General features: G+C 41.6%; 18 protein-coding genes and 1 other RNA gene. 5 read left to right on the forward strand and 14 right to left on the reverse strand.

Going from position 1 to position 23,660, the window contains the following annotated elements:
* Window positions 1–41: 41 nt before the first annotated feature.
* On the forward strand, window positions 42–2,378 hold the full coding sequence (locus HXT23_RS03500) for a protein kinase domain-containing protein (RefSeq protein ID WP_422112687.1): 2,337 nt from the start codon (window positions 42–44) through the stop codon (window positions 2,376–2,378).
* 9 nt (window positions 2,379–2,387) lie between these two features.
* On the opposite strand, the gene HXT23_RS03505 is transcribed toward HXT23_RS03500, so the two are convergent.
* Window positions 2,388–3,092, reverse strand: coding sequence for a lysophospholipid acyltransferase family protein (locus tag HXT23_RS03505; RefSeq protein WP_248899455.1), 705 nt, complete (start codon window positions 3,090–3,092; stop codon window positions 2,388–2,390).
* A gap of 72 nt (window positions 3,093–3,164) precedes the next feature.
* Between HXT23_RS03505 and HXT23_RS03510 the strand changes: the two genes are divergently transcribed.
* Window positions 3,165–3,704 carry a hypothetical protein gene (locus HXT23_RS03510; protein WP_248899084.1) on the forward strand — a complete coding sequence of 180 codons (540 nt, stop codon included), beginning with the start codon at window positions 3,165–3,167 and terminating at the stop codon, window positions 3,702–3,704.
* A gap of 298 nt (window positions 3,705–4,002) precedes the next feature.
* Here the strand turns inward: HXT23_RS03510 and secA are convergent, their stop codons facing one another.
* Window positions 4,003–6,774: a preprotein translocase subunit SecA gene (gene secA, locus HXT23_RS03515; protein ID WP_016833643.1), complete on the reverse strand. Its 2,772-nt coding sequence runs from the start codon at window positions 6,772–6,774 to the stop codon at window positions 4,003–4,005.
* A gap of 216 nt (window positions 6,775–6,990) precedes the next feature.
* On the reverse strand, window positions 6,991–7,665 hold the full coding sequence (hpf, locus tag HXT23_RS03520) for a ribosome hibernation-promoting factor, HPF/YfiA family (protein WP_016635580.1): 675 nt from the start codon (window positions 7,663–7,665) through the stop codon (window positions 6,991–6,993).
* A 156-nt stretch (window positions 7,666–7,821) separates the two neighbouring features.
* Between hpf and rnpB the strand changes: the two genes are divergently transcribed.
* An RNA gene (rnpB, locus tag HXT23_RS03525) (RNase P RNA component class A) lies at window positions 7,822–8,193 on the forward strand.
* Window positions 8,194–8,220: 27 nt separating this feature from the next.
* On the opposite strand, the gene HXT23_RS03530 is transcribed toward rnpB, so the two are convergent.
* The 11 genes from HXT23_RS03530 to HXT23_RS03580 all read right to left on the reverse strand — a co-directional run bounded on the left by HXT23_RS03530 (window position 8,221) and on the right by HXT23_RS03580 (window position 21,997).
* Window positions 8,221–8,853 carry an HAD family hydrolase gene (locus HXT23_RS03530; protein ID WP_422112688.1) on the reverse strand — a complete coding sequence of 211 codons (633 nt, stop codon included), beginning with the start codon at window positions 8,851–8,853 and terminating at the stop codon, window positions 8,221–8,223.
* 64 nt (window positions 8,854–8,917) lie between these two features.
* Complete coding sequence (recN, locus tag HXT23_RS03535; protein ID WP_422112689.1) at window positions 8,918–10,702, reverse strand: DNA repair protein RecN; 1,785 nt, start codon at window positions 10,700–10,702, stop codon at window positions 8,918–8,920.
* 9 nt (window positions 10,703–10,711) lie between these two features.
* Window positions 10,712–11,764, reverse strand: a complete 1,053-nt coding sequence (locus HXT23_RS03540) for an NAD kinase (RefSeq protein WP_410294066.1) — start codon at window positions 11,762–11,764, stop codon at window positions 10,712–10,714.
* A gap of 57 nt (window positions 11,765–11,821) precedes the next feature.
* A complete protein-coding gene (locus HXT23_RS03545; protein ID WP_422112690.1) occupies window positions 11,822–12,613 on the reverse strand; it encodes a TlyA family RNA methyltransferase in 792 nt (263 codons plus the stop codon).
* Window positions 12,614–12,653: 40 nt separating this feature from the next.
* Window positions 12,654–13,751 carry an HAD-IIA family hydrolase gene (locus HXT23_RS03550; protein ID WP_119529265.1) on the reverse strand — a complete coding sequence of 366 codons (1,098 nt, stop codon included), beginning with the start codon at window positions 13,749–13,751 and terminating at the stop codon, window positions 12,654–12,656.
* A gap of 99 nt (window positions 13,752–13,850) precedes the next feature.
* Window positions 13,851–15,407, reverse strand: coding sequence for a hypothetical protein (locus HXT23_RS03555; protein ID WP_422112691.1), 1,557 nt, complete (start codon window positions 15,405–15,407; stop codon window positions 13,851–13,853).
* Between the two features lie 81 nt (window positions 15,408–15,488).
* Window positions 15,489–16,808: a tyrosine--tRNA ligase gene (gene tyrS, locus HXT23_RS03560; RefSeq protein ID WP_422112692.1), complete on the reverse strand. Its 1,320-nt coding sequence runs from the start codon at window positions 16,806–16,808 to the stop codon at window positions 15,489–15,491.
* 65 nt (window positions 16,809–16,873) lie between these two features.
* A complete protein-coding gene (gene argH / locus HXT23_RS03565; RefSeq protein ID WP_422112693.1) occupies window positions 16,874–18,379 on the reverse strand; it encodes an argininosuccinate lyase in 1,506 nt (501 codons plus the stop codon).
* Between the two features lie 37 nt (window positions 18,380–18,416).
* Entirely contained in the window at window positions 18,417–19,631 is a 1,215-nt protein-coding gene (locus HXT23_RS03570) for an argininosuccinate synthase (RefSeq protein WP_422112694.1), read from the reverse strand.
* 251 nt (window positions 19,632–19,882) lie between these two features.
* The gene (locus HXT23_RS03575) at window positions 19,883–21,289 is read right to left on the reverse strand and encodes a sensor histidine kinase (RefSeq protein ID WP_016784742.1); all 1,407 of its coding nucleotides are present in this window, start codon (window positions 21,287–21,289) and stop codon (window positions 19,883–19,885) included.
* Between the two features lie 6 nt (window positions 21,290–21,295).
* Window positions 21,296–21,997, reverse strand: a complete 702-nt coding sequence (locus HXT23_RS03580; protein WP_422112695.1) for a response regulator transcription factor — start codon at window positions 21,995–21,997, stop codon at window positions 21,296–21,298.
* A 139-nt stretch (window positions 21,998–22,136) separates the two neighbouring features.
* Between HXT23_RS03580 and HXT23_RS03585 the strand changes: the two genes are divergently transcribed.
* On the forward strand, window positions 22,137–22,901 hold the full coding sequence (locus HXT23_RS03585; RefSeq protein WP_116285719.1) for an ABC transporter ATP-binding protein: 765 nt from the start codon (window positions 22,137–22,139) through the stop codon (window positions 22,899–22,901).
* Window positions 22,898–23,623: an ABC transporter permease gene (locus HXT23_RS03590; RefSeq protein ID WP_102155501.1), complete on the forward strand. Its 726-nt coding sequence runs from the start codon at window positions 22,898–22,900 to the stop codon at window positions 23,621–23,623. The genes HXT23_RS03585 and HXT23_RS03590 overlap by 4 nt, the downstream gene beginning before the upstream one ends.
* The last annotated feature ends 37 nt before the right edge of the window (window positions 23,624–23,660 follow it).

A 23,660-nucleotide genomic window follows, 5' to 3' on the forward strand; every position in this document is an offset into this window, starting at 1 on the left:
TTTAAGTAGTGGGTTTAATACGCGTATAAGGGATTTACTACATGAGTGAAGTTCAAGCGCAACTGGGAATGTGTGTTGAAAATCGCTATCGCATAGTTAAAAAGATAGCGGAAGGTGGCATGGCTACTGTTTATAAAGCGCAAGATGAGCGTCTTAATCGCCCTGTTGCGCTTAAAATCATGCATACTCAGCTTGCTCAAGGAATCCACCGAGAACAATTTATTGCAAGGTTCCGCAGAGAAGCAACTTCTGCAGCGTCAATCGCAAATCCGCATATTGTTCAAGTTTACGATACTGGCGAGTTTGAAGGACTTGACTACTTAGTTATGGAATATGTTCATGGCGTAAATCTTAGATACGAGATGAACAAATACGGCACTTTTAGCGTAAAAGATACTTTGCGCGTGTTAGCTCAAACTTTAGATGGCCTTGCATCCGCACACCTTGCTGGCGTTGTACACAGAGATATTAAGCCAGAAAATATTTTGATTAACGACCGCGGAAACGTGCAAATCACCGATTTTGGACTTGCGCGTGCAATTTCTCAAGCAACTCTTTCTTCTACGGGTCTTCTTCTTGGAACGGCTGCATACCTTGCTCCAGAAATGATTGAGAAGAATCTGGCAACTCCTCAAGGAGATTTATATTCCGCAGGAATGATGGCTTGGGAGATGCTAGCTGGCAGAGTTCCTTTTAACGCGGATAATCCAGTAACTCTTGTTTTTAAGCATGTTCACGAAGACACCCCTTCTATAAAAACTGTTTGCAAAGATATCAATTCTTCGGTTGCAGATTTTCTTAGTTCGATTACCGCTCGAGAAATGGAAAAAAGACCAAATGACGCTTCTAAAGCGCTTAATATTTTAAGAAGCGTGTGCTCTGGCTTAAGCGAAGAAGAGTGGCAATATAAGCTTGAAGTAGATTTAGACACAGAAAATCAACCTCTTGAAGGCTCGATAATCGCAAACAAGATTGAAGATAAAAAATCTAATCTAAAATCTCAAATACCACTTCCGCCTAGCTTGAATAACAATACTTTGAGTGAAAATACTTTGAGTGATTCTGATTCGTCGAATGATGCATTGGCAAACAACACGCTTGCTAGTAACACGCTTGCGAGCACAGAAAATCTAAATAAGACTACAGACATAGATAAGACTACAGACATAGATAAAACAGCTGATATTGACGCAACTCAAGCATTATCTACATTATCTACAAAAAGCTCCGATTTTAATGAAGTCTCTTCAAACTATTCAACTTCAACGAATAGCAATCCTCTAGAAGACTTTAACGATAATAATATGCTCACTGTTACAATGCGCGCACCGCAATTTATTAGTGAACGATTAAAAGCTAAAAGAAATAAGTCTAATAATGCAAACGACAATGGCAAAAAAACGCGCAAAAACATTATTATTATATCTGCAAGTTGCGCAGCAATCGCAGCAACCGCAGTAGCATTTGGCGCGTACTGGTACTATTTAGGCCCTGGAAGCTATTGGTCTTTACCAAAACCAAACACGCAAGAATGCGCATCCCAAAGTGCATGCAAAATAACAAACGTTCCGTGGGCAGACTACGAGCGCACTCTTAAAATATCTAATATTCCTTATTCCGTTTCTAAAGACTTTAGCGACAACATACCCGAAGGAAACATTATTTTCACTAATCCAGATTTTAGTGGCAGCAAAATCTCTAAGCGAAATAATGGCCGCGTTAAAATTGTTGTTTCAAAAGGCGTACGCAAGTCAACCATTCCAGAAGATATTATAGATCCAACTTCCAACGCTGGAAAAGATCCTATAAAAGCATTAAAAAAGGCAGGATTTACTTCTATTACGCATAAACCAAGCGAAGACATTTATTCTTTGGAAATTCCTAAAGGATGCGTTGTTGAGATTTCGCCAACTCCTGGAATGCAAATGAATCACAATAAAAATATTACTGTGATTCTTTCTAAAGGGCCAATGCCTGTTTCTATGCCAGACGTTGTTAATCTTACAAAAGAAGAAGCAGATAAGGCGTTTAACGAAGCAAAATTAGTTCCAAACTACAGCGAAGAATTTAATGACAAAGTAGAAAAAGGCAAGATTATTAGCGCGTCCGTGCAAAAAGGAACACAAATGCATTGGGGAGATAAACTCGATGTTGTTGTTTCTAAGGGACCAAAGACTATAACAATGCCAGATGTGCGCAATAAGAACGCTAATGAAGCTAGAAGAATACTTGAATCGCTTGGATTAAAAGTTAATATTTCTGCTCCTTTGGGCGATCTTATGCACACTGTTAGATTCCAATCCGCAGCTCCTGGGTCTCAAGTTAGAGTTCTAGACGAAAGTGGAAATCCAACAACAGTAACGTTAACGATTATTTAACTATTTAGCTTAACGATTATTCGCTTTTGCTTGCGACTCTTCTAGCATTCGCTTTTTAACAGTTTGCGCATATTCGTCAACGTACTCTTGACCGCTCATTTGCTGGATTGCTTTTGTTACTTTATTAGTAAGATCTCGAAGAATATCGTGCGTAATTTCTTCTGGACTCATCTTGCTAACTTCGATTGGCTTTCCGTAAATCGCCTTAGTATTGCCATTTGCAGGCATAATCTGGCCATGTTTTTGAAGTTCGCGCGTGCCAATAATCGCAACTGGAACAATCGGGCATCCTGTTTCTAGAGCTAATCTTGCAGCGCCAGAATGACCCTTATATAGCTTTCCATCTGGGCTTCTTGTTCCTTCAATGTGAATTCCAAAAAGCTGACCTTTTTCTAGGATTTCTTTAGCATGATTCAGCGCACCAAGCGATTTTGATCCGCCAGAACGATCCACTGGAAACACGCCAACAGACGTAAACCACCACTTTTTAAAGCGGCCCTTTAACCCTTTGCCCTCAAAATACTCAGCTTTTCCCATAAAATGAATCATGCGCGGGCATGTAAGAGGCAAAAGCGCATCGTCAATAACAGCAAGATGATTTGCTGCAATAATCGCTCCGCCTGTTTTAGGAATATTGTTGACTCCTTGAGCAGTAGGATGAATCCTTAAGCGTGCAATGAATCCAAACCCCTTTACAAAGAACCAATACAACATGCTAATCCCCATTCTAGCAAGATTCGCAAAATAGCATTCAAACTATCAAGCAGACTTGCTACAGTATAATTCATGACTTCTTCTAAGAATACCAACTCCCATAACCGTTTGTACAATAACGAAAACAGCAATGGTGACGATTCGTTTAGTCAAAACTTTAACGACGACTGGTCTCAATTCGTTAGCGAGCACAAAAAAGATTTTAATGATTTAGAAAAGTCCAAAAGCGCAAAAATCTTTAGAAAACGCATTAATCAAGCTGCAGAACCATTAAGAAACATAGCATTTACCACTAAACCTGGTCCAAGAGATAACACAACATCAAGCTGGCTCGATGTTGATAAAACAATGGACGACTACGGAGACGACTTTGTTGCTCCAAACCCCCATTTTAAGAACGTTTCCATTACCCTTGTAGTTTTATGGAGCGTGTTTGTTTTGGGCGTTCTAGGCATGATTTTGAGCGTTCTAGTGCCATATTTTGCGATTTACACTGGCTCTGTTAGTGCTTTCCTATTTTTGATTGGTGGCGCAGGCCTACTTATGAGCAGAAAAAAGGACAATACTTCTAGCGAAGACTATAACGAGTTTGGAAAAGGCGCGCGAGTTTAGAACTAGCGAGTTTAAGTGCATTTGCGCGACGACCTACCTTTTCGCTTAAAGCGTAGCGCGAAAAGGTAATTCGGAGCGCCAAGCTTGTTTAAGGTTGAAAGCACGGTGTGCTTTCAACGCAAGCGAGGACGTTCGCGCGCTTAGACCGCGCGAACGACATGACACGCCGGAAATTCAGTACAATCGCACTACAATATCAGTGAATTAAAGTGTATTCGAGCAAAAAAGAAAAGAATGAGGCTGATGCATTAACACCAGCCTCATTCTTATTAGACGTTTACTTTATAAAACGTTGACTTTAATCCTCATTTTGACCGTGGCAAAGCTTGTACTTTCTGCCAGATCCGCATGGGCATTCGTCGTTCTTATTTGTTCCAGGGAACGTACGACCATCGGCCCAAGGAGTCTTCCACTCCTCCGCCTTTGGACGCTTGCTTAATGGAACTTCGCCTTCTGCATGGCTCATAGGAGCAGGGCCGACGATTCCAGAATGCTCGTCTTCTTCTTGCTCTTCTTGCTCAATGCTTTCGTCAATGTAAGAATCATCTTGATTTTCTGTTTCTGCAACAATCTGCTCAAGATTCATACGGAACAGAAGCTGAATAGACTCTTCCTTAATGGCCTCAATCATGGAGTTGTACATTTGGAAGCCTTCGCGCTGGTACTCAACCAAAGGATCTCGCTGACCCATACCGCGCAAGCCAATGCCATCCTTTAAGTAGTCCATCTCGTAAAGATGTTCACGCCACTTTCTATCAAGAACAGCCAAAACAACTCTGCGCTCAAATTGACGCAAGCTATCGGAGCCCATTCGCTCTTCAAACACTGCATAAATAGTTGTTACACCATCTACAATCGTGTCTCTTAAAGCATCAACAGCTTTTTGACCCTTAAGAGGCTCAATTTGCAAGCGAAGCTGATCCCAATCAACAATAATTGGCATAACTGCGTTCACAGCATCTTTAAGGCCTTCCCAATCCCAATCCTTAGGCTTATCGGAACCATTCATTGCTCCGCGAACGTAGCTATCTGCAGTATCTTTAATAAACTTTAAGATATCTTCGTGAATATCTTCGCCCTTAAGAACAGCCTGACGTTCCGAATAGATAACCGTACGCTGCTTGTTCATAACGTCGTCATACTTCAAAACGTTCTTACGCATTTCAAAGTTACGAGCTTCAACAGTCTTTTGAGCCGTGCGCACGCCATTAGAAACATACTTAGATTCGATTGGTTCGCCTTCTGGCAAGCCCTTAGCCATAACACGCGCAACAAGCTGAGTGTTGAACAAACGCATTAAGTCATCTTCCAAGCTTAAGTAGAAGCGCGATTCGCCAGGATCACCCTGACGGCCAGAACGGCCTCTAAGCTGATTATCAATACGACGAGATTCGTGGCGCTCAGTGCCTAAAACATACAAGCCACCAAGCTTCTTAACTTCTTCGTGCTCGTCTTTAACTTGTTCCTTAACTTCTGCCAAAACGCCTGGCCAACGCTTCTCGTACTCTTCTGGAGTATCGTCTGGAGAATAGCCTTCTGCTTTAAGCTTTGCGTCTGCCAAAAACTCAACGTTTCCGCCAAGCATAATATCTGTACCACGACCTGCCATGTTTGTAGCAACAGTCACAGCACCCTTACGACCTGCAACAGCAACAACAGCTGCTTCCTTAGCGTTTTGCTTAGCATTCAACACTTGATGAGGAATACGAGCAACATCCAAAAGCGAAGAAACGATTTCGGAAGATTCAACCGATGCAGTACCAAGCAAAACAGGCTGACCCTTTGCATGACGCTGAGCTACGTCTCGAACAATCGCAGCAAGCTTTTCCTTCTTAGTGCGGAAGATCAAATCATCCTTATCCATACGAATAACTGGACGGTTAGAAGGAATTGGAAGAACACCAAGCTTGTATGTTCCCATAAACTCGGCAGCTTCCGTTTCTGCAGTACCAGTCATGCCAGCAAGCTTGTCGTACATGCGGAAGTAGTTTTGCAAAGTAATAGTTGCAAAAGTCTGATTTTCTGCTTTTACTTCCACATTTTCTTTAGCTTCAATCGCTTGATGCAAGCCTTCGCTATAACGACGACCTGGAAGAACACGGCCAGTGTGCTCGTCAACAATCAAAACTTCGCCATTAGTAACAACATAATCGCGATCAAGAAGGAACAATTCCTTAGCTTTCAAAGCATTGTTCAAGTAGCCAATCAAAGCAGTGTTGCTTGGCTCGTAAAGATTATCAATACCTAAATAATCTTCAATCTTTGCAATGCCTGGATCCAAAATACCAGCAGTCTTGCGCTTTTCGTCAATCTTGTAATCAACATCGCGATCAAGCTTTAGAACAAGCTTTGCAAACTCGCGATACCAACGCGTAACATCGCCTTCGGCAGGTCCCGAGATAATAAGTGGCGTACGAGCCTCATCAATAAGAATGGAATCAACCTCATCGACGATTGCATAGTGATGACCACGCTGAACAAGATCGCCCTTTTCCCAAGCCATGTTGTCTCGCAAATAGTCAAAGCCAAACTCGTTGTTTGTGCCGTAAGTAATATCTGCGTTATATTGCTTCCTGCGCTCTGGAGGCTGCTGATCTGTAATAATGCATCCAACGCTCATGCCAAGGAACCTGTAAATACGACCCATAAGCTCACTCTGGTAGCTAGCAAGATAGTCGTTAACAGTAACAACATGAACGCCCTTGCCTTCCAAAGCGTTCAAATAGCTAGGCAGTGTTGCAACGAGTGTTTTACCTTCACCAGTCTTCATTTCTGCAATATTGCCCCAATGCAATGCTGCACCGCCCATAAGCTGAACGTCAAAGTGACGCTGACCAAGAGTACGCTTTGAAACTTCTCGCACTGTAGCAAAGGCTTCTGGCATTAAGTCATCAAGCTTCGCACCATTGTCTAACTTTTGCTTGAATTTTGCCGTTTGTCCTTTAAGTTCCTCGTCCGAAAGCGCAGAAATCTGATCTTCAAGCGCATTCACAGCCTTCGCAACGTTCTCAAGGCGCTTCAATTGACGGCCTTCACCCATGCGCAAGGCTTTATCAACGATATCTACCACGTTTAGCTCCCTTAGGTCGTGTCTATTATTCGGCTAGCCAATATAGACGTAAACTGTGCCTATATTACGCGACGGCTACGATTTTTGCAGCTCGCGAGTCCAAAACAGCGTATAAAATGCCCGCCTAGCTTATTACTAGACGGGCATTGAACTCATATGAGTTATTCTATTTACCTTTATTTGCTTTTATTCTTTTATTATTTCTTTACTGTTTTGTTACTTCTTTTTAGCAACATTTTCTGGAGTATCAATCTCAAACACACCATAACTCCATCCATGTCTACGGTATACAACCGATGGACGCATTGTTTCTTTATTAACAAACAGGAAGAAATCATGACCAATAAGTTCCATCTCGTACAATGCTTCATCAATGCTCATTGGCTCGGCAATGTGGAGCTTACGACGAATCACAATAGGAGTATCTCCAACACTCACCTCTACAGATTCGCCAGGACCTAAGTCGGAAGCAACCGCAGCATCTGCGCTATTTGTTCCATCTTCTTGAACAACTTCTTCAACAGTTGTTTCAACTTCTGGCTCTACAACACCCAAATCAACTGGAACCATCTGCTCGTAGCCACGACGATGATCCTTGCGGCGATCTCGAGTTCTGCGCAAGCGAAGCGTCAACTTATCTAACGCCATATCTAATGCACTGTATTGATCTGTGCTAGATGCTTCTGCGCGAATAACCGTACTTCCTGCAACTACAGTAATTTCAACTCTTTTTGCAGTATCTGCCTGCCTTGGATTGCCCTCAGTGTTAAGCACAATCTGAATGCGCTGCGCATCTGGAGCAATGGCGGTCACACGATTCATCTTGCTTTCTACAACGTCACGGAATCTTTGCTTAATCTGCGTATGACGTCCGGTGATGACGATTTCCATGCGAACCTCCTTAAGTAATCCGATATAAATCGGTTTGTGTACACGTCAACGGCACCAGCGCCGCTGATACATCCATTATATCCGCTAAAAGCCGCCATTTTCTAGCGAGTCGCAAAATATGCGCAAAATTAAAACGTCTGCTATAATTGGGAAGGTTGAGGTTTCACGATGACCGCGGCTGCAATGTTCATTCGGAGTAGCTGAGGAACTTCCGGGCTCCGTAGAGCACAATGGCGGATAACGTCCGCCCAGGGCAACCTGAGAGATAGCGCAACAGAGAATAGACCGCCTAAACTTTTGTTTAGGTAAGGGTGAAACGGCGGTGCAAGAGACCACCGGGCTTCTGGTAACAGTTAGCCGCATGGCAAGCCTCATTGGGAGCAAGGTCAAGCAGAAGGTGTTTAAGGGCTGCTCGCCTAAGTCTTCGGGTAGACTGCTAGAGTTTGGCGGTAACGTCAAATCGAGATGGATGGTCATCCGTGTGCATTTTGCACGCGACAAAACCCGGGGTATGTGAAACCTCACCTCAACTTTTTTTATTTAAGACTTTGTAATTTATTTAAGACTTTTTGGCGCAAAGTCAAAATCGCCTTTTATTAAATCTGCTACCCCACAAGTTTTCATTCCAGCTAAACAAGCTGACTTTAGTGCTGAATCAGAATCCTCAAAAACAGTGCAATCGCTTGCTTTTATGCCAATTCGCTCCGATAAGTCAACGTAAGTTTTAGGACTATTTTTTGCATTACTTTCTAAATCTTCTCCAAAAATCATCAAATCAAAGTAATCATACAAATCCGTACGCTTTAATGCAGCAACGCATAAAGACCTGGAAAGAGTAGTTATAAGAACCATTTTTGCACCAGTTTTATTCAGATAATCCACGTAATTTTTAGCGCCTTTTCTAAGCGGCAAATGCTTTGCGTATGCGTTAAAAGCCATGTCTTGCCACTCTTTCATTAAGTCTTCGGGAGAATCCGTAAAACCAAAACGCTCAATAACGTAATCCGCAACTTGGCGAGGTGTCATTGTGGCAGTGGAATCAGCAAAATCGAGCGGCACTTTAATACCTCGTTTAGCAAAACTCTCTTCGTCTATCTTGTCCCAAACGTCTAAGGAATCAAGCAAAGTTCCGTCAAAATCAAAAATCGCAGCACAATTTGAATTATCAACTAATGCATTTTCGCTCATATTATTAATCCTGATATTAATCCTGTTTTATAGAAATTACTTTTAATTAGCTTAAGATTTTTCATTAAACTTTACTATTTTCAAGCAATTCTTTTGCATGATCCAAAGATGCTTGCGATTGGCTTCCCGAAAGCATTCTTGCAATTTCGCTTTGGCGACTAATCTCGTCTAATTTGCTAACAGTTGTATCTGCAAAGCTAGAATTCTCGCCAGAATCCGCACTAGAATCAGCTCCAGAATCCGCCGCGCTTTTAATCTTTTTTCTAACAACAAATTGAACGTTTGCAAAAGCTGCTACTTGAGCCAAATGCGTTACAACAATCACTTGTGAACTTTTAGCAAGCAAAGCCAAGCGCTTGCCTAACTCTACGGCTGCCACTCCGCCAACACCTGCATCAACTTCGTCGAAGATAAACGTCATTGATTGATTATTGCTGTGGTTAAACTTTGCAGCAACAAGCTCCATTGCAAGCATAAGCCTACTGAGTTCGCCGCCCGAAGCACTACTGCCCATTGGCAAATAATTAGATGCAGGGAAAGGCTTAAAAAGAAACTCAACACTATCTAAGCCGTGCACGTTTAAATCAAATTTTCCGTCCTTGTTTTTAGCACTCTTAGAAACATTAATCAAAAGTTGCGCATCTGGCATAGATAAGGATTCAAGCTCTTTGCTAACCTCGTCGCTAAACTTTTCTGCAACAACTTTGCGCGTGTTACAAAGAGCTTCGGCAAGTTTTTCAGCATCTTTATAAGTCTTCTCGCACAAGTCTTTAGCGCGCGCAACTGCTTCTGGCGAATCATCCAAATCTTCAAGCTCAAATTGCGCTTTTTTAGCCCACTCGAAAACATCGTCAATTTGCGGCCCCCATCTGCGCGTTAAATCGCTTAAATCGTGAATACGATTATTAATAGCGTCTAAATCTTCTTGACTCTCGTCAACATCTAACTGCTGCGCAAGCTGCATAACAATGTCGGAAATTTGGGAAGAAATATCGTCAAGTTGATTTGCAATAGCGCTATAATCTCCGTCAACTCGAATCGAACGAATTGCCCTAGCAGCATTGTCTACCAAATGCAATGCGTCAACTGAATCTATTGCGCCATAGTCAATTTGACTTGCGTCCAACGAAGAAATTGCTTCGCTAATAGCTCCAACGATTTGAGCAGCGTTTTCTATGCGATCTCTTTTAGCTTTAAGATTTTCATCCTCATTTGGTTTTGGATCAATTTGGCGAATTTTTTCTAGCGATTCGCGCAAATAGTCTGCGCGCTGCCTAGAAGACGATTGCTGATTTATAAGGCGATTATATGCTTCAACAGCATTTTGCCACTTATTAAACGCTGATTCATAGTCTTGTAGTTCTTTAGAATTGCACGAGATTGAATCCAAGAATTCACGCTGTTTTGAAGCTGTTGCTATGCGAAGCTGATCGCTTTGACCATGAATTGTTATTGTGTGCGAGCAAACGCTTTCTAGCAAGGATTTTGGAACAGAATAACCAGAGATTACAGCTCTTGATCTACCATTTTTTGGAACAGACCTAGATACGTAAACGTCTTCTTTAGAATCGTCATCTTCACATTCTTCGGCATTAATCCCAGATTCTTGCAATATTTGTGCAACATCGCTAGATTTTGGCACAGAAAACACGCCTTGAGCCCACGATTCGTTTGCAAAAGATGATACTTTTGCCAAATCCGCTTTTCCTCCAGATATAAGCTTTATAGCGCTTAAAAGCATGGACTTTCCAGCACCAGTTTCGCCAGTTATTGCAGTCATTCCTTTAGAAGGCGTAATAACAGCGTTAGAAATTGGGCCTAAATTACGAATCTCAAGTTCTTCAAGCACAAATACCCCCTATAGGTTTAGATTATTAGGGACGATTGGATAATCCGCGTTACAATCCGCGTTACAATCCGCGTTTTTTACGCCTACACCATCTTCATAATTTCTATCGGTTTCATTATGAAGATTTGCTTCATAAATCTTAGGTCTAGCGTCCACTTTTCGGCGATTTTCACGCCATCCAACAACTGGCAAATCAAACTTTGTGACTAATCTTTGTGTAAACGGAACTCCAGAAAGTCGCGCTAAAAGCAACTCATCTTTAGATTGCCTAATTTGAATCCTAGAACCTTGCGGCAAAGCTCTTTGACGCCTTCCATCGCAGCAAATCCACCCACCAGAAGATGATTCTTGCAAAATATCAATCGTAAAAGTAGATCCTGCTCCGATTATTAGCGGCCTAGAAAATAGTGCGTGCGCAGCCAAAGGAACCAGTTGCAAAGCCTCAACGTTTGGCCACATAATCGGGCCACCTGCCGAAAACGCGTACGCAGTAGAACCAGTAGGCGTAGAAACAATCACACCATCGCATCCAAAAGACGACATTTCAACATTGTCAACGCGAATCGAAAGCTCCACCATTCGCCCGCGATCTGCCCTATCTAAAGTAATATCGTTAAGCGCCCAATCACTTAAAGGCTCGCTAGCTCCAGGAAGCCAAACATCTACATGCGCTTCCATTCTATGCTCTAAGAAGTAGTCTTTTTGAGCAATTCTGCGCACAGCCTCATCTATTTGGAAGCTTTCAAATTCCGCCAAAAAACCAACATGCCCAAGGTTTATTCCAATTATTGGAACAGGAGTGCAATGCACCAATTCTGCAGCCTGAAGCATTGTGCCATCCCCACCTAGCACAACAACAATTTCTGTATTTTTATCTACCACTTGCGCGATTTTTTGAGCAAAATCCGATATTGCAGCACTATGAAACACGCTAACATTAAAACCAGCATTTTTAAGTTGAGTAGTAACTTGATTTACAACAGCACTGTTGCTATCAAGACGCGCATGAGTAACCACAAGAGCATTGCGAGAAGTACAATTCCCTTCTAAACGTTCTTGCATAGCGCCCCCTTTGAGATTTATTTGTAGCTTTATTTGTAGCTTTACAAAAGTTAATCATCATTTTAGTTGTTGCACTACATATTGCGCATAAAGAAGATATTCAACGTTTCCGTGAGTTCCCTCTATAGGAGATTCATGAGTTGCAATAACGCTTAAACAATTGTTTTTAGCGCATTCTTTAATATTTTCTAAGGCTTTAAGTCTTAAGTTTTTATCTGTTACAATTCCGCGCTTGCCAAGATTCCCCTTACCAACTTCAAATTGCGGCTTTACAAGAAGAACAATATTCGCGTTATTTTGCGCAATACGTGCAATTACTGGAATAACAAAGCTAAGAGATATAAAAGAGACGTCGGAGACTATAAGATTCGGCTTGTATGGCAAATCTTGAGCGTAAACATTTCTAATATTTACGCCACTCATTTCAATAACGCGCGGATTGCTTGCGATTTTTGGGTGCAATTGACCGTGCCCAACGTCTAAAGCTATAACGCTATTTGCGCCATTTTGCAACAAATAATCGCAAAAACCGCCAGTAGAAGCACCAATATCTAATGCTTTAGTATTTGAATCAACTTTTAAGCCCAAATTCTCAAATAAGCGGAATGCGCCTTCGAGTTTTAGCGCTCCTCTAGAAACGTATTTAATGCAAGAATTTTCTTTTTTTGATTCGTCAAGGCTTATTTTTTGCGATTTTTTCACTAAAAATGACGATTTTTTAACAATACGATTATCTACTTTTACTACTCCAGACTTGATTAAGCGTTGAGATGTAGTTCTACTTTTTACTAAACTACGATTTACAAGCGCACAGTCTAAGCGCTGAGCTAAATCATCTTCGTCTAGCATTAAAAACCTCGCTTAAAATCACAAATCGCAAAGTCACAAATCACAAAGAAAACTCTGGAAGAATGTAATCTTCAAGCGATTTTCCACTATCTATTAAGCTCCAAGCAAGCGCACAAGCAGCTCGCAAAGCGTTGCAATCGTTAGGATTGTTTACTTCAATAGAGTTACTAACGATTTGCGCTCTAGAATCGCCGCACGTAAACGTAGAATCGTCAACGCGCTTTGGAGCAACATGCACCTCGTTTAGTCCTCTTAAATCTTTAGAAACAAAGCTTGGTCGCAAGTGTTTTGGAGCTTCAAGTAACATGCGCGGATTTGTAACGCCCGTAAGAACAAGAAGCGACTTATACCCTCCTCTGGTACCTGCTTCAATGTCTGTGTCTAATCTGTCTCCTACAGCCAGCGAGCGCTCAATGCTTATTAGCGGATTTCCAAATTCGTCTTTTTGCGCATATTCTTTAACATCTTCATCATTGTGCTTTGCGTTTGCAGCAACCAGCAATCGCGCTTCGTCATACATTGCGCACTCGGGCTTTCCTGCAGACGCAATAGGCTCTACTCCAGTGGCATTTACTACAGCTTGAATCATGGAACCACATCCAGGAGCTATACCAAACTCACGCGGGATTGTTAAATCGCGATTAGTAACAAAATACTTAGCTCCACTCTCTACAGCAAAAGCGACTTGTGCCATTTCTTGCCAAGTCATTTGCGGATACCAGCCTTGAATTACAGCCTGCGGATTGTCTTTACAAGACTTTACAGGATTAAGACCAGCACGCTTAACCTCTTGCACAAGGTGATCTGCGCCTAGAACTAAAACGTTTGAGCCGCTTGGAACATAGCGAGCAACCATTCGAGCAGCTACAAGCGAAGACGTTATTATTTGCCACGGCTCTACTTTTAAGCCAAAACTTTCTAGCTGACTTGCTACAACTTCTTGAAAACGAGAAGAATTATTAGTTGTGTATTCAACAAACATGCCATTTTTTTGAGCATTTTCAATTGATTCAGCAGCGTATTCAACGGATTTTCCGCCTCTATACACTACGCCATCTAAGTCAAGCAAAGCTAAGCGAAAATCCTTGCTTAACGCAGATTTACTATTTGAAAAATTTGCTCGTTCATCAAGTTGCATAGAATATCCCCACATGATTTTAAGAATACCAAAGTAGAAAATGCCCAGCTTACTATACTTTTACAATACAGAAGCTGGGCTTAGAGAATATGACTTGTACTATTCCTCTTTAGGCTTAACTGCATTCATCTCTACAGTTTCAGTATTATCTGCGATTTGTGAATCTTCGTCTGAATTGTCTGAATCATCATCTGGAGCATCGTCCGAATCGTCTGAATAATCGTCCGAGTCATCCGAATCGTCCGAATCATCATCTGGAGCAAATTGCGCATCATCTTCACTAATGCCAACTTCGTCCATAATCGCATCATTAAGATGTTCCAAATCGTAGTCAATCACAACATCTTCTGGATTTTCTTCGTCTTCAATATCTGCATACTGCTCTTCTAAGCGATCCAGCAAAGTGTCAAGCTCAATCGCCTCATCGCTTCGCCCAGCCTCCTCAAGGAAGTACTGCTCCGCTTGCACAGCGCGCATTCTATACTCGCCAGGCAAGCCCTTAGACCTGCCCATTGCGTGAACAAGCTCAATCGCCTTATCTGCATGGTTTGTATCCGCCAAAACGCCTGCATACACAAGGAACATTTCTGCTTTAACTTCGCCACTAACGCTTTTAGCTTCGTCCGACATGCAAATTTCTAGCGCTTTATCGAGGTTGCCCATACCGCGCTCACAATCGGCAATAAATGGAAGATAATCCGTGTAACCATTCATTCGCATAGCCGTTCTAAACTCGCGCGCAGCAAGCTTATAATCGCCTTGGCGGTATGCAATAAATCCTAGCGTTTCGCGCGAAAAATCAATGCGAGATGCCTGCTTTGCAGCCCACTTTGCGTGTTCTAAAGCAAGCTCTGGATCTTCGTCTTGCAAAGCGTATGCAGCAAGAATATGCAAGCCAATGTTTTCGGAATGCTCCTTAGAAAGACCACGCAAACGCTCGCGAGACTCCTTAGAAAGCATTGAATATTCTAAGCCCTTAGGCATTTTTGGCTCGCCTGGGCGCCTATCGGTATACGGGTTTTGAGATGGGTAAGAAACAGTTCCATCCGAGTTTCTACGAGGGCCATTTTCAAAGCGGAAAGACGACTTCGAATCGCGCTTTCTAGAATCGTTCTTCTTAAATCCACTCTTGTGGAATCCGCCGCGATTGTCATTATTATTGCGGTTAAACCTGCGCTCACCATCGCGATCAAACCTGCGCTCGCCACGTTCTGTGCGATTATCGCGATCAAACTTCTTGTATCTTGGATTTCCTGATTCTTTTGAATCAGACTCAAAACCACGATTCGCGCGCTTATTGTAATCGCTATGATTGTATCGATTATCGCGATTGCGCTTATCTTCGCGATTATACCTATCTTCGCGATTATCTTTTCTGTCAAACTTGCGATTATCGCGCTCAAACCTGCGCTCACTATCGCCATCAAACTTGCGATCCGCGTTCTTCTTAAAACCGTTCTTCTTAAAGCCACTCTTGTGGAATCCATCCTTGTGGAAACCATCCTTGTGGAAACCGCCGTGATTTTCCTCACCTTTATGGAACCCACCTTTGTGGAATCCTCCGCGATGTTCCCCGTTCTTACCGCCATTTTGACGGCTAAAATGGCCACGATTACCAAACGACTTACCACTACGCGATCCGCGTTCTTCGCCCATTATTGGCATACCTTTCAAAGTTTAAAATATAAAATTATACTAAAAATCTAATGCTAAAAACAAATCAAGCGCACTTAAAAACTACGCGCGCTCAACTGCACCAATAGCCTTCTTGCCTCTACGAATCAAAGCAAAACGACCGTGCAAGAATGAGCTATCGCTCAAAACGTCATCAACGCTTTCTACGCGATTATTGTTAACGTACAATCCTCCAGCTTCAATAGCTCTACGAGCCTCGGAAATAGTGCGGAACAATCCAGCAGCAACAGCGGCTTCAACAACACGATCTGCAACATGCGCTTTAGCAAATTCCAAAGTGCCATCTTGTGCTTTAACTTTAACACCATCCAAAGCAGCTTCAAGAGTTTGCTCGTCAATATCGTCTAAATCACCCTTACCAAAAAGCGCTCCAGAAGCAGCAATCGCCTGATTCGTAACGTCTTCTCCGTGAACAAAGCTTGTAACTTCCCAAGCAAGCACACGCTGAGCTTCACGACTTCCTGGGTCTTCTTGAATTTGCTTTTCCAAACTCTCAATCTCGCTCTTAGGCAAGAACGTAAAAGCTTTAAGAAGCTTAACAACTTCATCGTCTGGCTGATTAAACCAGAATTGATAGAAGCGATAAGGGCTAAGCATTGTAGGATCGAGCCACATTGCGTTACCCTCCGACTTGCCAAACTTACGACCTTGATTATCCGTAATAATCGGGCTTGTAAACACATGCACAGAAGCTCCGCGAACCTTACGAATCAAATCCATGCCAGAAGTCAAATTGCCCCACTGGTCAGATCCACCAAGCTGCAAAGTAACGTTGTAATTATCAAACAAATACAAGAAGTCGTTTCCTTGCAAAACTTGGTAGCTAAACTCTGCAAACGAAATACCTTCGTCGGAGTTTAAGCGGCGAGCAACAATATCTTTAGAAAGCATTGTGCCAACTCTAAAGTTCTTGCCAACATCGCGCAAAAAGTCGATAGCAGACATTTTAGAAACCCAGTCGTAGTTGCTTACAAAACGAACAGGATTCTCTCCATCAAGAGGCAAGATGCGGCCAATTTGCTTGCGCAAACGCTCCGCCCAGCCAGCAACAATATCTTTGGAATTAAGCGTGCGCTCTCCGCTTTGACGCGGATCTCCAATCAAGCCCGTAGCACCGCCAACCAAAGCAATAGGATGATGGCCTGCAGCTTGCAAATGACGCATGTTAATAAGCTGAACAAGATTGCCAATATGAAGCGATGCAGCAGTAGGATCGTAGCCGCAATAATAAGTTAATGGTTCTCCGTCAAGTGCTTGAGCAAGTTGCTGTTCGTCTGTAGATTGAGAAATCAATCCACGCCACTTTAGCTCTTCAAACAAAGAAGCAAATCCAGCCTCTTTGTAATTCCTCACCTGAGCCATTTATATCTCCTTATTATTGCAAAAATTACCGAAAATATCGGGCGCATTTGCGCGCTACAAGCCTTTCAATTTTGGCAGCACATGGAGACACTCTTATAAGCTGTTCCGTAGCTTACAGATTCAGCGAATTTCTTGTATTCGCTAATCGCAAGCTGAGCTTGATTAATTTGCTCTTTTACGCGCACAAAAGCTGTTCCGCCTTTGCCGCATCTAGAAGAAACAGAGCCATAGCTAGAAAGAACAAGTCTAAGATCTGGTATTTTATTTGCATCAATAATGCCGTCTAAAATCGTTGCATAATCGTCATTACTCAAATCGCTTAAATCGCATTTAAGACTTTCGGCGCGCTTTACGCATAATCCCGATAACGTATGCGCATTGCGGAAAGGAACGCCTTGTTTTACAAGCCATTCTGCAATGTCGGTAGCAAGAGCAAAACCAGTTGCAGACTGCTCAAGCAAGCGAGGCGTGTTAAATCGCATTGTTCTAACCATTCCTGCAAACGCTGGAAGCAAAACTTCTAGAGTGTCGATTTGGTCAAAAACCGCCTCTTTATCTTCTTGCAAATCGCGCGCATAAGCGGTTGGAAGACCTTTAAGAGTGGCCATTAATCCAGTTAAATCTCCGATTAATCGCCCAGCTTTGCCTCTAGCAAGCTCCGCAATATCTGGATTCTTCTTTTGAGGCATAATCGAAGAACCCGTAGAATAAGCATCGTCTAAAGTCACAAACGCAAACTCTTGAGTATTCCATATAATAATCTCTTCGCTTAAGCGAGAAATATCAACGCCAATCATAGATGCAATAAACGCAAACTCCGCAACAACATCTCGGCTTGCTGTAGCATCAATCGAGTTTGCACAAACAGCAGAAAAACCAAGCTCTTTAGCAACTTCTTCGGGGTCTAAGCCAAGAGTGTTGCCAGCCAAAGCGCCTGCTCCGTATGGACTTTCGTTTGCGCGCAAATCCCAATCCGCAAGACGATTTACGTCTCGCAAAAGCGGCCAAACATGGGCCATTAGCTGGTGTGCAAGCAAAATAGGCTGAGCGTGTTGCATATGAGTTCGCCCAGGCATTACAGCGTCTTTTGCTTCTAAAGATTGAGCGACTAAAGCATTGCAAACATCTAACACGAGAGCAGCCAAAACGCGCGAGTGTCTGCGCAAAAACATGCGTATTAAAGCTGCAATTTGATCGTTTCTAGAGCGTCCAGCCCTAAGTTTTCCACCTAGCTCGCTTCCTGCAATCTCAAGCAGACCGCGCTCTAATGCTGTTGCTTCGTCCTCGTCTTCTTCAATCGGCGCAAAAGTGCCATTATCTACGCGTTTTTGCAACTCGTCTAGCGCTTTGCAAAGATCTGCATATTCTTGATTTGTTAATAAACTTGCACGATGCAATGCGTGTGCGTGCGCGCGAGAGCCTGCAATATCGTCATCCGCTAACCGCCAATCAAATTGCGTTGACTTGCTAAGCTTTGCGAGCTCTGCAGAAGGCCCCGAGCTAAAACGGCCGCCCCACAAGGCTATTGGATGGTTTGTGTTGGAATTTGCATCGGCATTCGCATCGTGCATAGTTATTCTTCTTTCGCTTTCCTCTTTTTAGTTGTTCTCAGTTGTTCTTTGCAACGCGCATATCTCGAGCCGCAGCAACCTTGCTAGACAATCCGTAGATTTCAATAAATCCGTTGGAAGCGCGCTGGTCGAAGGTATCGGAAGAATCGTAAGTAGCTAAGTTAAAGTCATACAAAGACTCATTCGACTTTCTGCCTGTTACAACAGCCTTTCCTGCGTACAAAGTCATGCGAATATCGCCAGAAACCCGCTCTTGCGTCTCGTTTATAAACGCGTTCAAAGAACGCACAACTGGCGAGAACCACTGGCCGTCGTACACAAATTCCGCCCACTTTTTATCGAGATCACGCTTAAGCCTGTGCTGTTCGCGCTCCAAGCAGCAATTTTCAAGCTCTTGATGAGCCGTAATCAAAGCTTGCGCGCCTGGAACTTCGTACAATTCGCGAGACTTAATGCCAACTAAACGATCTTCAATAATGTCGATTCTGCCGATTCCTTGAGCGCCTGCCCTCTTGTTCATCTCTTCGATTGCTTGAAGCGCAGTTACGCTGTGGCCGTCAATTGCAACTGGCACGCCTTTTTCAAACGTGATTGTAACTTCGTCTGGAGTTGTAGCTTCCAAAGGATTCTTTGTGTAAGAGTAGCATTCCTCAGTTGGAGCGTTCCACGGATCTTCCAAAAAGCCTGTTTCAATTGCCCTTCCCCAAACGTTTTGGTCTATGGAATACGGGCTTTTCTTGCTTTGAGTAATCGGAAGATTATGCTCGTTTGCAAAAGCGATTTCCACATCTCTAGTAAGCGACAAATCACGAATTGGGCTAATTGCCTTTAAATCTGGGTCCAAAGACTGAATTGCAACTTCAAAGCGAACTTGATCGTTTCCTTTGCCCGTGCAACCGTGGGCGATTGTATCGGCGTCAAATTCGTGCGCTGCGTGAACCAAGTGACGAGTAATAAGCGGCCTAGAAAGCGCGGAAACTAAAGGATACACGTCTTCGTAAAGTGCGTTTGCTTTTAATGCGAGCATGCAATAGTTATCTGCAAATTCTTCGCGAGCATCAACTACATACGATTCAACAGCACCGCATGCTAAAGCGCGGTTTTTAATCACTTCTAGCGCTTCTCCACCTTGACCAACGTTTAGCGAAACAGCTACAACGTCTTGGCCTGTTTGCTCTTTAAGGTACGGAATTGCTACAGATGTATCGAGGCCACCCGAATACGCCAATACAATACGCTTCTTATTAGTCATAGCGACCTCCCACGGTCATATATTGAATAAATAATATTGAATAAATAAACAATACATAGTATATTATACAACTATAGATACATTCTCAACACGCGCAGAAATACGCCATTTTTTAAGATTTGCGCTTAGAAGTATTTAATCAAAAGCCAAAACAAAGATAATACTTATACAGTTAACAAATATGATTATTAGGCATCATTTTTAAGACATAATTTTATAAGCACAATTTTATAAGCATCATCGCAAATATGTTAGAAACATTTTTTACTCGGCACTGTTAACTCAACCTTAAACCCACCGTATTTGCTTCTACTTATATCAACTGTTCCATTATGAGCGCCAATAATCTGCTGAACAATCAGCAAACCCAAACCATGCCGTTGCTCTGCAGTACTTGTATCGCAAATCATATAGTGCGGTGCATGATTAAGCTTTTCGATTTTTTCATCTGAAACACCTATACCGTTATCTTCAACACAAATAATACAATTATTATTATTTGCAGCAACGGATACATAAATCGTACACCCATTTTCATTATGAGATATGCTGTTCTGAATAAGATTAGATATTGCTCGTTTTAATAAATCTTTATCTACATTAATATTGCAAACAGTCAATTCTGCGTCCGTTTCCCATTTAATCGAAAACTCATCTTGCATACCCATATTCATAAAATCCACAACAACTTGCCTAACAACAGCAACAACATTTTCTTCTTTTTTCATAATTGGTTGCATATTGTACTCAAGTTTTGAAGCCAAATTAAGGTCATTAATCAAATTCTTCATTCTGGCACTTTGTTTAATAATCATCGTCGCTTTTTTACGATCTTCTTGCGAAATATGGAGAGAATTTTCTAACTGTCCCGCATATCCCATCACCATAGATAACGGCGTACGAATATCATGCGAAACCCCAGCTATCCAATTTGCTCTTGCAGTCTCTCTTTTTCTCAATTGTTCTTTTTGTATTTGCAAAATATCGGAAGCAGAATTTATGTTAGATGAAATTTCTGAAAGCGCTCCTGTTTCTGGAATATGCACGCTTTCTCCACTAGATAAACGTTGTATCCCTTTTGTAATCGGATTAATTGATTTTAGTAGTTTTATATTAGCTATTAAATAAATTCCAAGAATCAGCAAAATGTTGATAAATAATACGCTTAAAACAATCTGCGGAAAATTTGAGATTAAACTGTAGTTCCAACTTGGTCGCGTATGTTTCCAAAAGCTGTTGTGCGGAAATCCGACTACTACAACTCCATCCTTATTTTTGCCAGTGTAAGTTGGATAACCATCAATGTAACCAACGCTCAAATTAGCTATATCAGACAAAGTATAGTCGTTTGGAATACCCGCAGGAACATTTTCTGTTTTCCATACGACTTTCAACGTATTATTATCAATCAAAATTGCCCATGCGCCAGAATTTGTCAATTTGGAAGACATATTTTTTGATAATGCATAATCCCCACTTGCGGATAATTGCAATGCTTCTCCCGTCTCTTTGGCTATGCTATAAGGAGACATCTCTTTATCGGGAGCGTAATTTCCTATAAGTACAATAAACGCAATAATATTCATTAATACTATAAGCACAGAGCTTAGTAGAAAAATACTTATAAAGCGTTGTATTAGTTTTGGTATGCTTTTCATTCTGCTTTACTCCACAATCAGCTTATATCCTAAGCCTTTAACTGTTATTAAAGAAACAGGCTGCGATGGATTGAGTTCTATTTTTTCTCTGATACGACGTATATGTGCCATTAAAGAATTTTCATATCCAAAAGGATTAGCTCCCCATGCAGCTTCACATAACGCGTCAATTGTTACAATGCATCCAGCATTTCTATAAAGTGCAGAAAGTAAATCATATTCTTTGGCTGTAAGTGGAATATGTTCGTTATTTTTTATTACTTGGGCAGAAGAAAAATCAATCTGACTATTTTTCAGTTTAACAATGGGATTTTCGCTCTTGTAGCTTCGTCTTAAAATTGCCATAATGCGAAACGTTAGCTCTTTTGGAAGAAACGGCTTTACAATATAATCGTCTGCTCCTAAGTCAAATCCCTTAAACTTATCTTCATCTTCACCGCAAGCAGTAAGGAATAAAATAGGACAATCACTATATTGTTTTATCTGCTTCACTAACTCAAACCCATTACCGTCGGGGAGCATAACATCAAGGATTGCTAATTCTGGACGTAATTTTTGTGTTGCCTCTACTGCATCTTTTATACTTTTTGCAGTCGTTATATTATAAAAACCGTATTCGTTTAATATGGATACAACCATATCTAGAAGTTCCTGCTCATCATCAACAAGTAGCAGATGCTTGTTCAATAAATAATCATTCCGATTCATGGAGAACCCCCTAACATATATTATGCCATGTGAATATTCATTTTTTGACCTCGCATAAAAATGTAAGGTAGATGTAAGGTGAAGAGAATGTTGTAGAAAGGTTGACGCAATATCATAAATCCTGAAAGGAGATATTGCCATGAACAATATTGTTACAACAGAACATTTAACAAAAAAATATAAGTCATTTATTGCCGTTAATGATGTTTCACTTCATATTCGCAAAGGTAGCATTTACGGCTTTCTTGGGCCAAATGGAGCTGGAAAATCTACAACAATGAAAATGCTCCTAGGGCTTACAGCTCCAACAAAAGGTGCATTTACAATCGATGGAAAGCAGTTTCCTGCCGACCGCATACCTATTTTGAAAGAAATAGGCTCATTTATTGAATCACCATCTTTCTATGCAAATCTAACAGGTAGAGAAAATCTTGACATTATACGTCGCATTTTAGAACTACCTAAGAGTGCAGTTGATGACGCATTAGAATTAGTAGGTCTTTCTGAGTTTGCAGACCGTCTTGCAAAAAAATATTCGCTTGGCATGAAGCAAAGGCTTGGTCTTGCTGGAGCATTGCTTGGTAGACCACCTATTTTGATTTTAGATGAGCCAACAAATGGACTCGATCCATCTGGCATACACGAAATCCGAAATCTGATTAAGTCGCTGCCAGATCTTTACAATTGCACGATTCTTATTTCTTCTCATATGCTATCCGAAATTGAGCTTATTGCAGATGATATTGGAATACTTAATCACGGACACTTGTTATTTGAAGGTAGTTTAGATGAACTACGACAGAATGCATTACAATCTGGTTTTGCTTCCGACAATTTGGAAGATATGTTCCTATCCATGATTGATGAAGACAATAAGATCAGGAAGCAGAGTGCAAGACTATGAAAACGCTTGTAATCGAACTAAAAAAATGCAAGAGAACTGGCTTTATAGCTCTTATGATTGCTATTGGCGTTATGGGAGCAGCGTACGCTTTTGTGAATTTTATTGTACGAAAAAATACATTATTAAACCTGCCTTTAGCTCCTATGGATATTCTTCTTACACAGCTTTACGGCATGATTATGGTGTTAAACATGTTCGGCATAATAGTCGCAGCATGCATTATCTACAACATGGAATTTAAGGGAAATGCAGTAAAAAAGATGCATATGCTGCCTATGAGCGTTCCTGCTATGTACCTATGCAAATTTATGCTGCTGACTGTTCTATTACTAATCGCTATTTGCATACAAAATTTAGCACTTGCAAAAATCGGTGTAACAGATTTGCCACAAGGTACGTTTAATGTAAGTACTCTTATATCTTTTGCTGCATATTCATTTATTACGTCAATGCCTGTATTGTCCTTTATGATTTTTGTATCATCACGATTTGAAAACATGTGGGTAACGCTTGGAATTGGTGTAGCAGGATTTTTAAGCGGCATGGCATTGGCTTCTTCAGACATTGTGCTTTTTATGGCATCACCTTTTATAGTTATGCTAAAACCAGCAGTTGCCATGAGCGCGCAACCTAATACTACGGTCGTAATCGTATCCATAGTTGAAACACTTCTGTTTTTATGTTCTGGATTGTGGGCGGCTAAGAACCTGCACTATGAATAAAAACACGCACTATAAGTAAAAACTTGCACTATATAAC

The organism is Gardnerella sp. DNF00257 (assembly GCF_049262745.1).
GTDB classification, from domain to species: domain Bacteria; phylum Actinomycetota; class Actinomycetes; order Actinomycetales; family Bifidobacteriaceae; genus Bifidobacterium; species Bifidobacterium piotii.

What these genes read in the sequence shown, in the direction of transcription:
- HXT23_RS03500 (WP_422112687.1), top strand. Translation starts at nt 42, where the DNA reads ATGAGTGAAGTTCAAGCGCAACTGGGAATGTGTGTTGAAAATCGCTAT.
- HXT23_RS03505 (WP_248899455.1), bottom strand. Translation starts at nt 3,092, where the DNA reads ATGTTGTATTGGTTCTTTGTAAAGGGGTTTGGATTCATTGCACGCTTA.
- HXT23_RS03510 (WP_248899084.1), top strand. Translation starts at nt 3,165, where the DNA reads ATGACTTCTTCTAAGAATACCAACTCCCATAACCGTTTGTACAATAAC.
- hpf (WP_016635580.1), bottom strand. Translation starts at nt 7,665, where the DNA reads ATGGAAATCGTCATCACCGGACGTCATACGCAGATTAAGCAAAGATTC.
- HXT23_RS03530 (WP_422112688.1), bottom strand. Translation starts at nt 8,853, where the DNA reads ATGAGCGAAAATGCATTAGTTGATAATTCAAATTGTGCTGCGATTTTT.
- HXT23_RS03540 (WP_410294066.1), bottom strand. Translation starts at nt 11,764, where the DNA reads ATGCAAGAACGTTTAGAAGGGAATTGTACTTCTCGCAATGCTCTTGTG.
- HXT23_RS03545 (WP_422112690.1), bottom strand. Translation starts at nt 12,613, where the DNA reads ATGCTAGACGAAGATGATTTAGCTCAGCGCTTAGACTGTGCGCTTGTA.
- HXT23_RS03550 (WP_119529265.1), bottom strand. Translation starts at nt 13,751, where the DNA reads ATGCAACTTGATGAACGAGCAAATTTTTCAAATAGTAAATCTGCGTTA.
- HXT23_RS03555 (WP_422112691.1), bottom strand. Translation starts at nt 15,407, where the DNA reads ATGGGCGAAGAACGCGGATCGCGTAGTGGTAAGTCGTTTGGTAATCGT.
- tyrS (WP_422112692.1), bottom strand. Translation starts at nt 16,808, where the DNA reads ATGGCTCAGGTGAGGAATTACAAAGAGGCTGGATTTGCTTCTTTGTTT.
- argH (WP_422112693.1), bottom strand. Translation starts at nt 18,379, where the DNA reads ATGCACGATGCGAATGCCGATGCAAATTCCAACACAAACCATCCAATA.
- HXT23_RS03570 (WP_422112694.1), bottom strand. Translation starts at nt 19,631, where the DNA reads ATGACTAATAAGAAGCGTATTGTATTGGCGTATTCGGGTGGCCTCGAT.
- HXT23_RS03575 (WP_016784742.1), bottom strand. Translation starts at nt 21,289, where the DNA reads ATGAAAAGCATACCAAAACTAATACAACGCTTTATAAGTATTTTTCTA.
- HXT23_RS03580 (WP_422112695.1), bottom strand. Translation starts at nt 21,997, where the DNA reads ATGAATCGGAATGATTATTTATTGAACAAGCATCTGCTACTTGTTGAT.
- HXT23_RS03585 (WP_116285719.1), top strand. Translation starts at nt 22,137, where the DNA reads ATGAACAATATTGTTACAACAGAACATTTAACAAAAAAATATAAGTCA.
- HXT23_RS03590 (WP_102155501.1), top strand. Translation starts at nt 22,898, where the DNA reads ATGAAAACGCTTGTAATCGAACTAAAAAAATGCAAGAGAACTGGCTTT.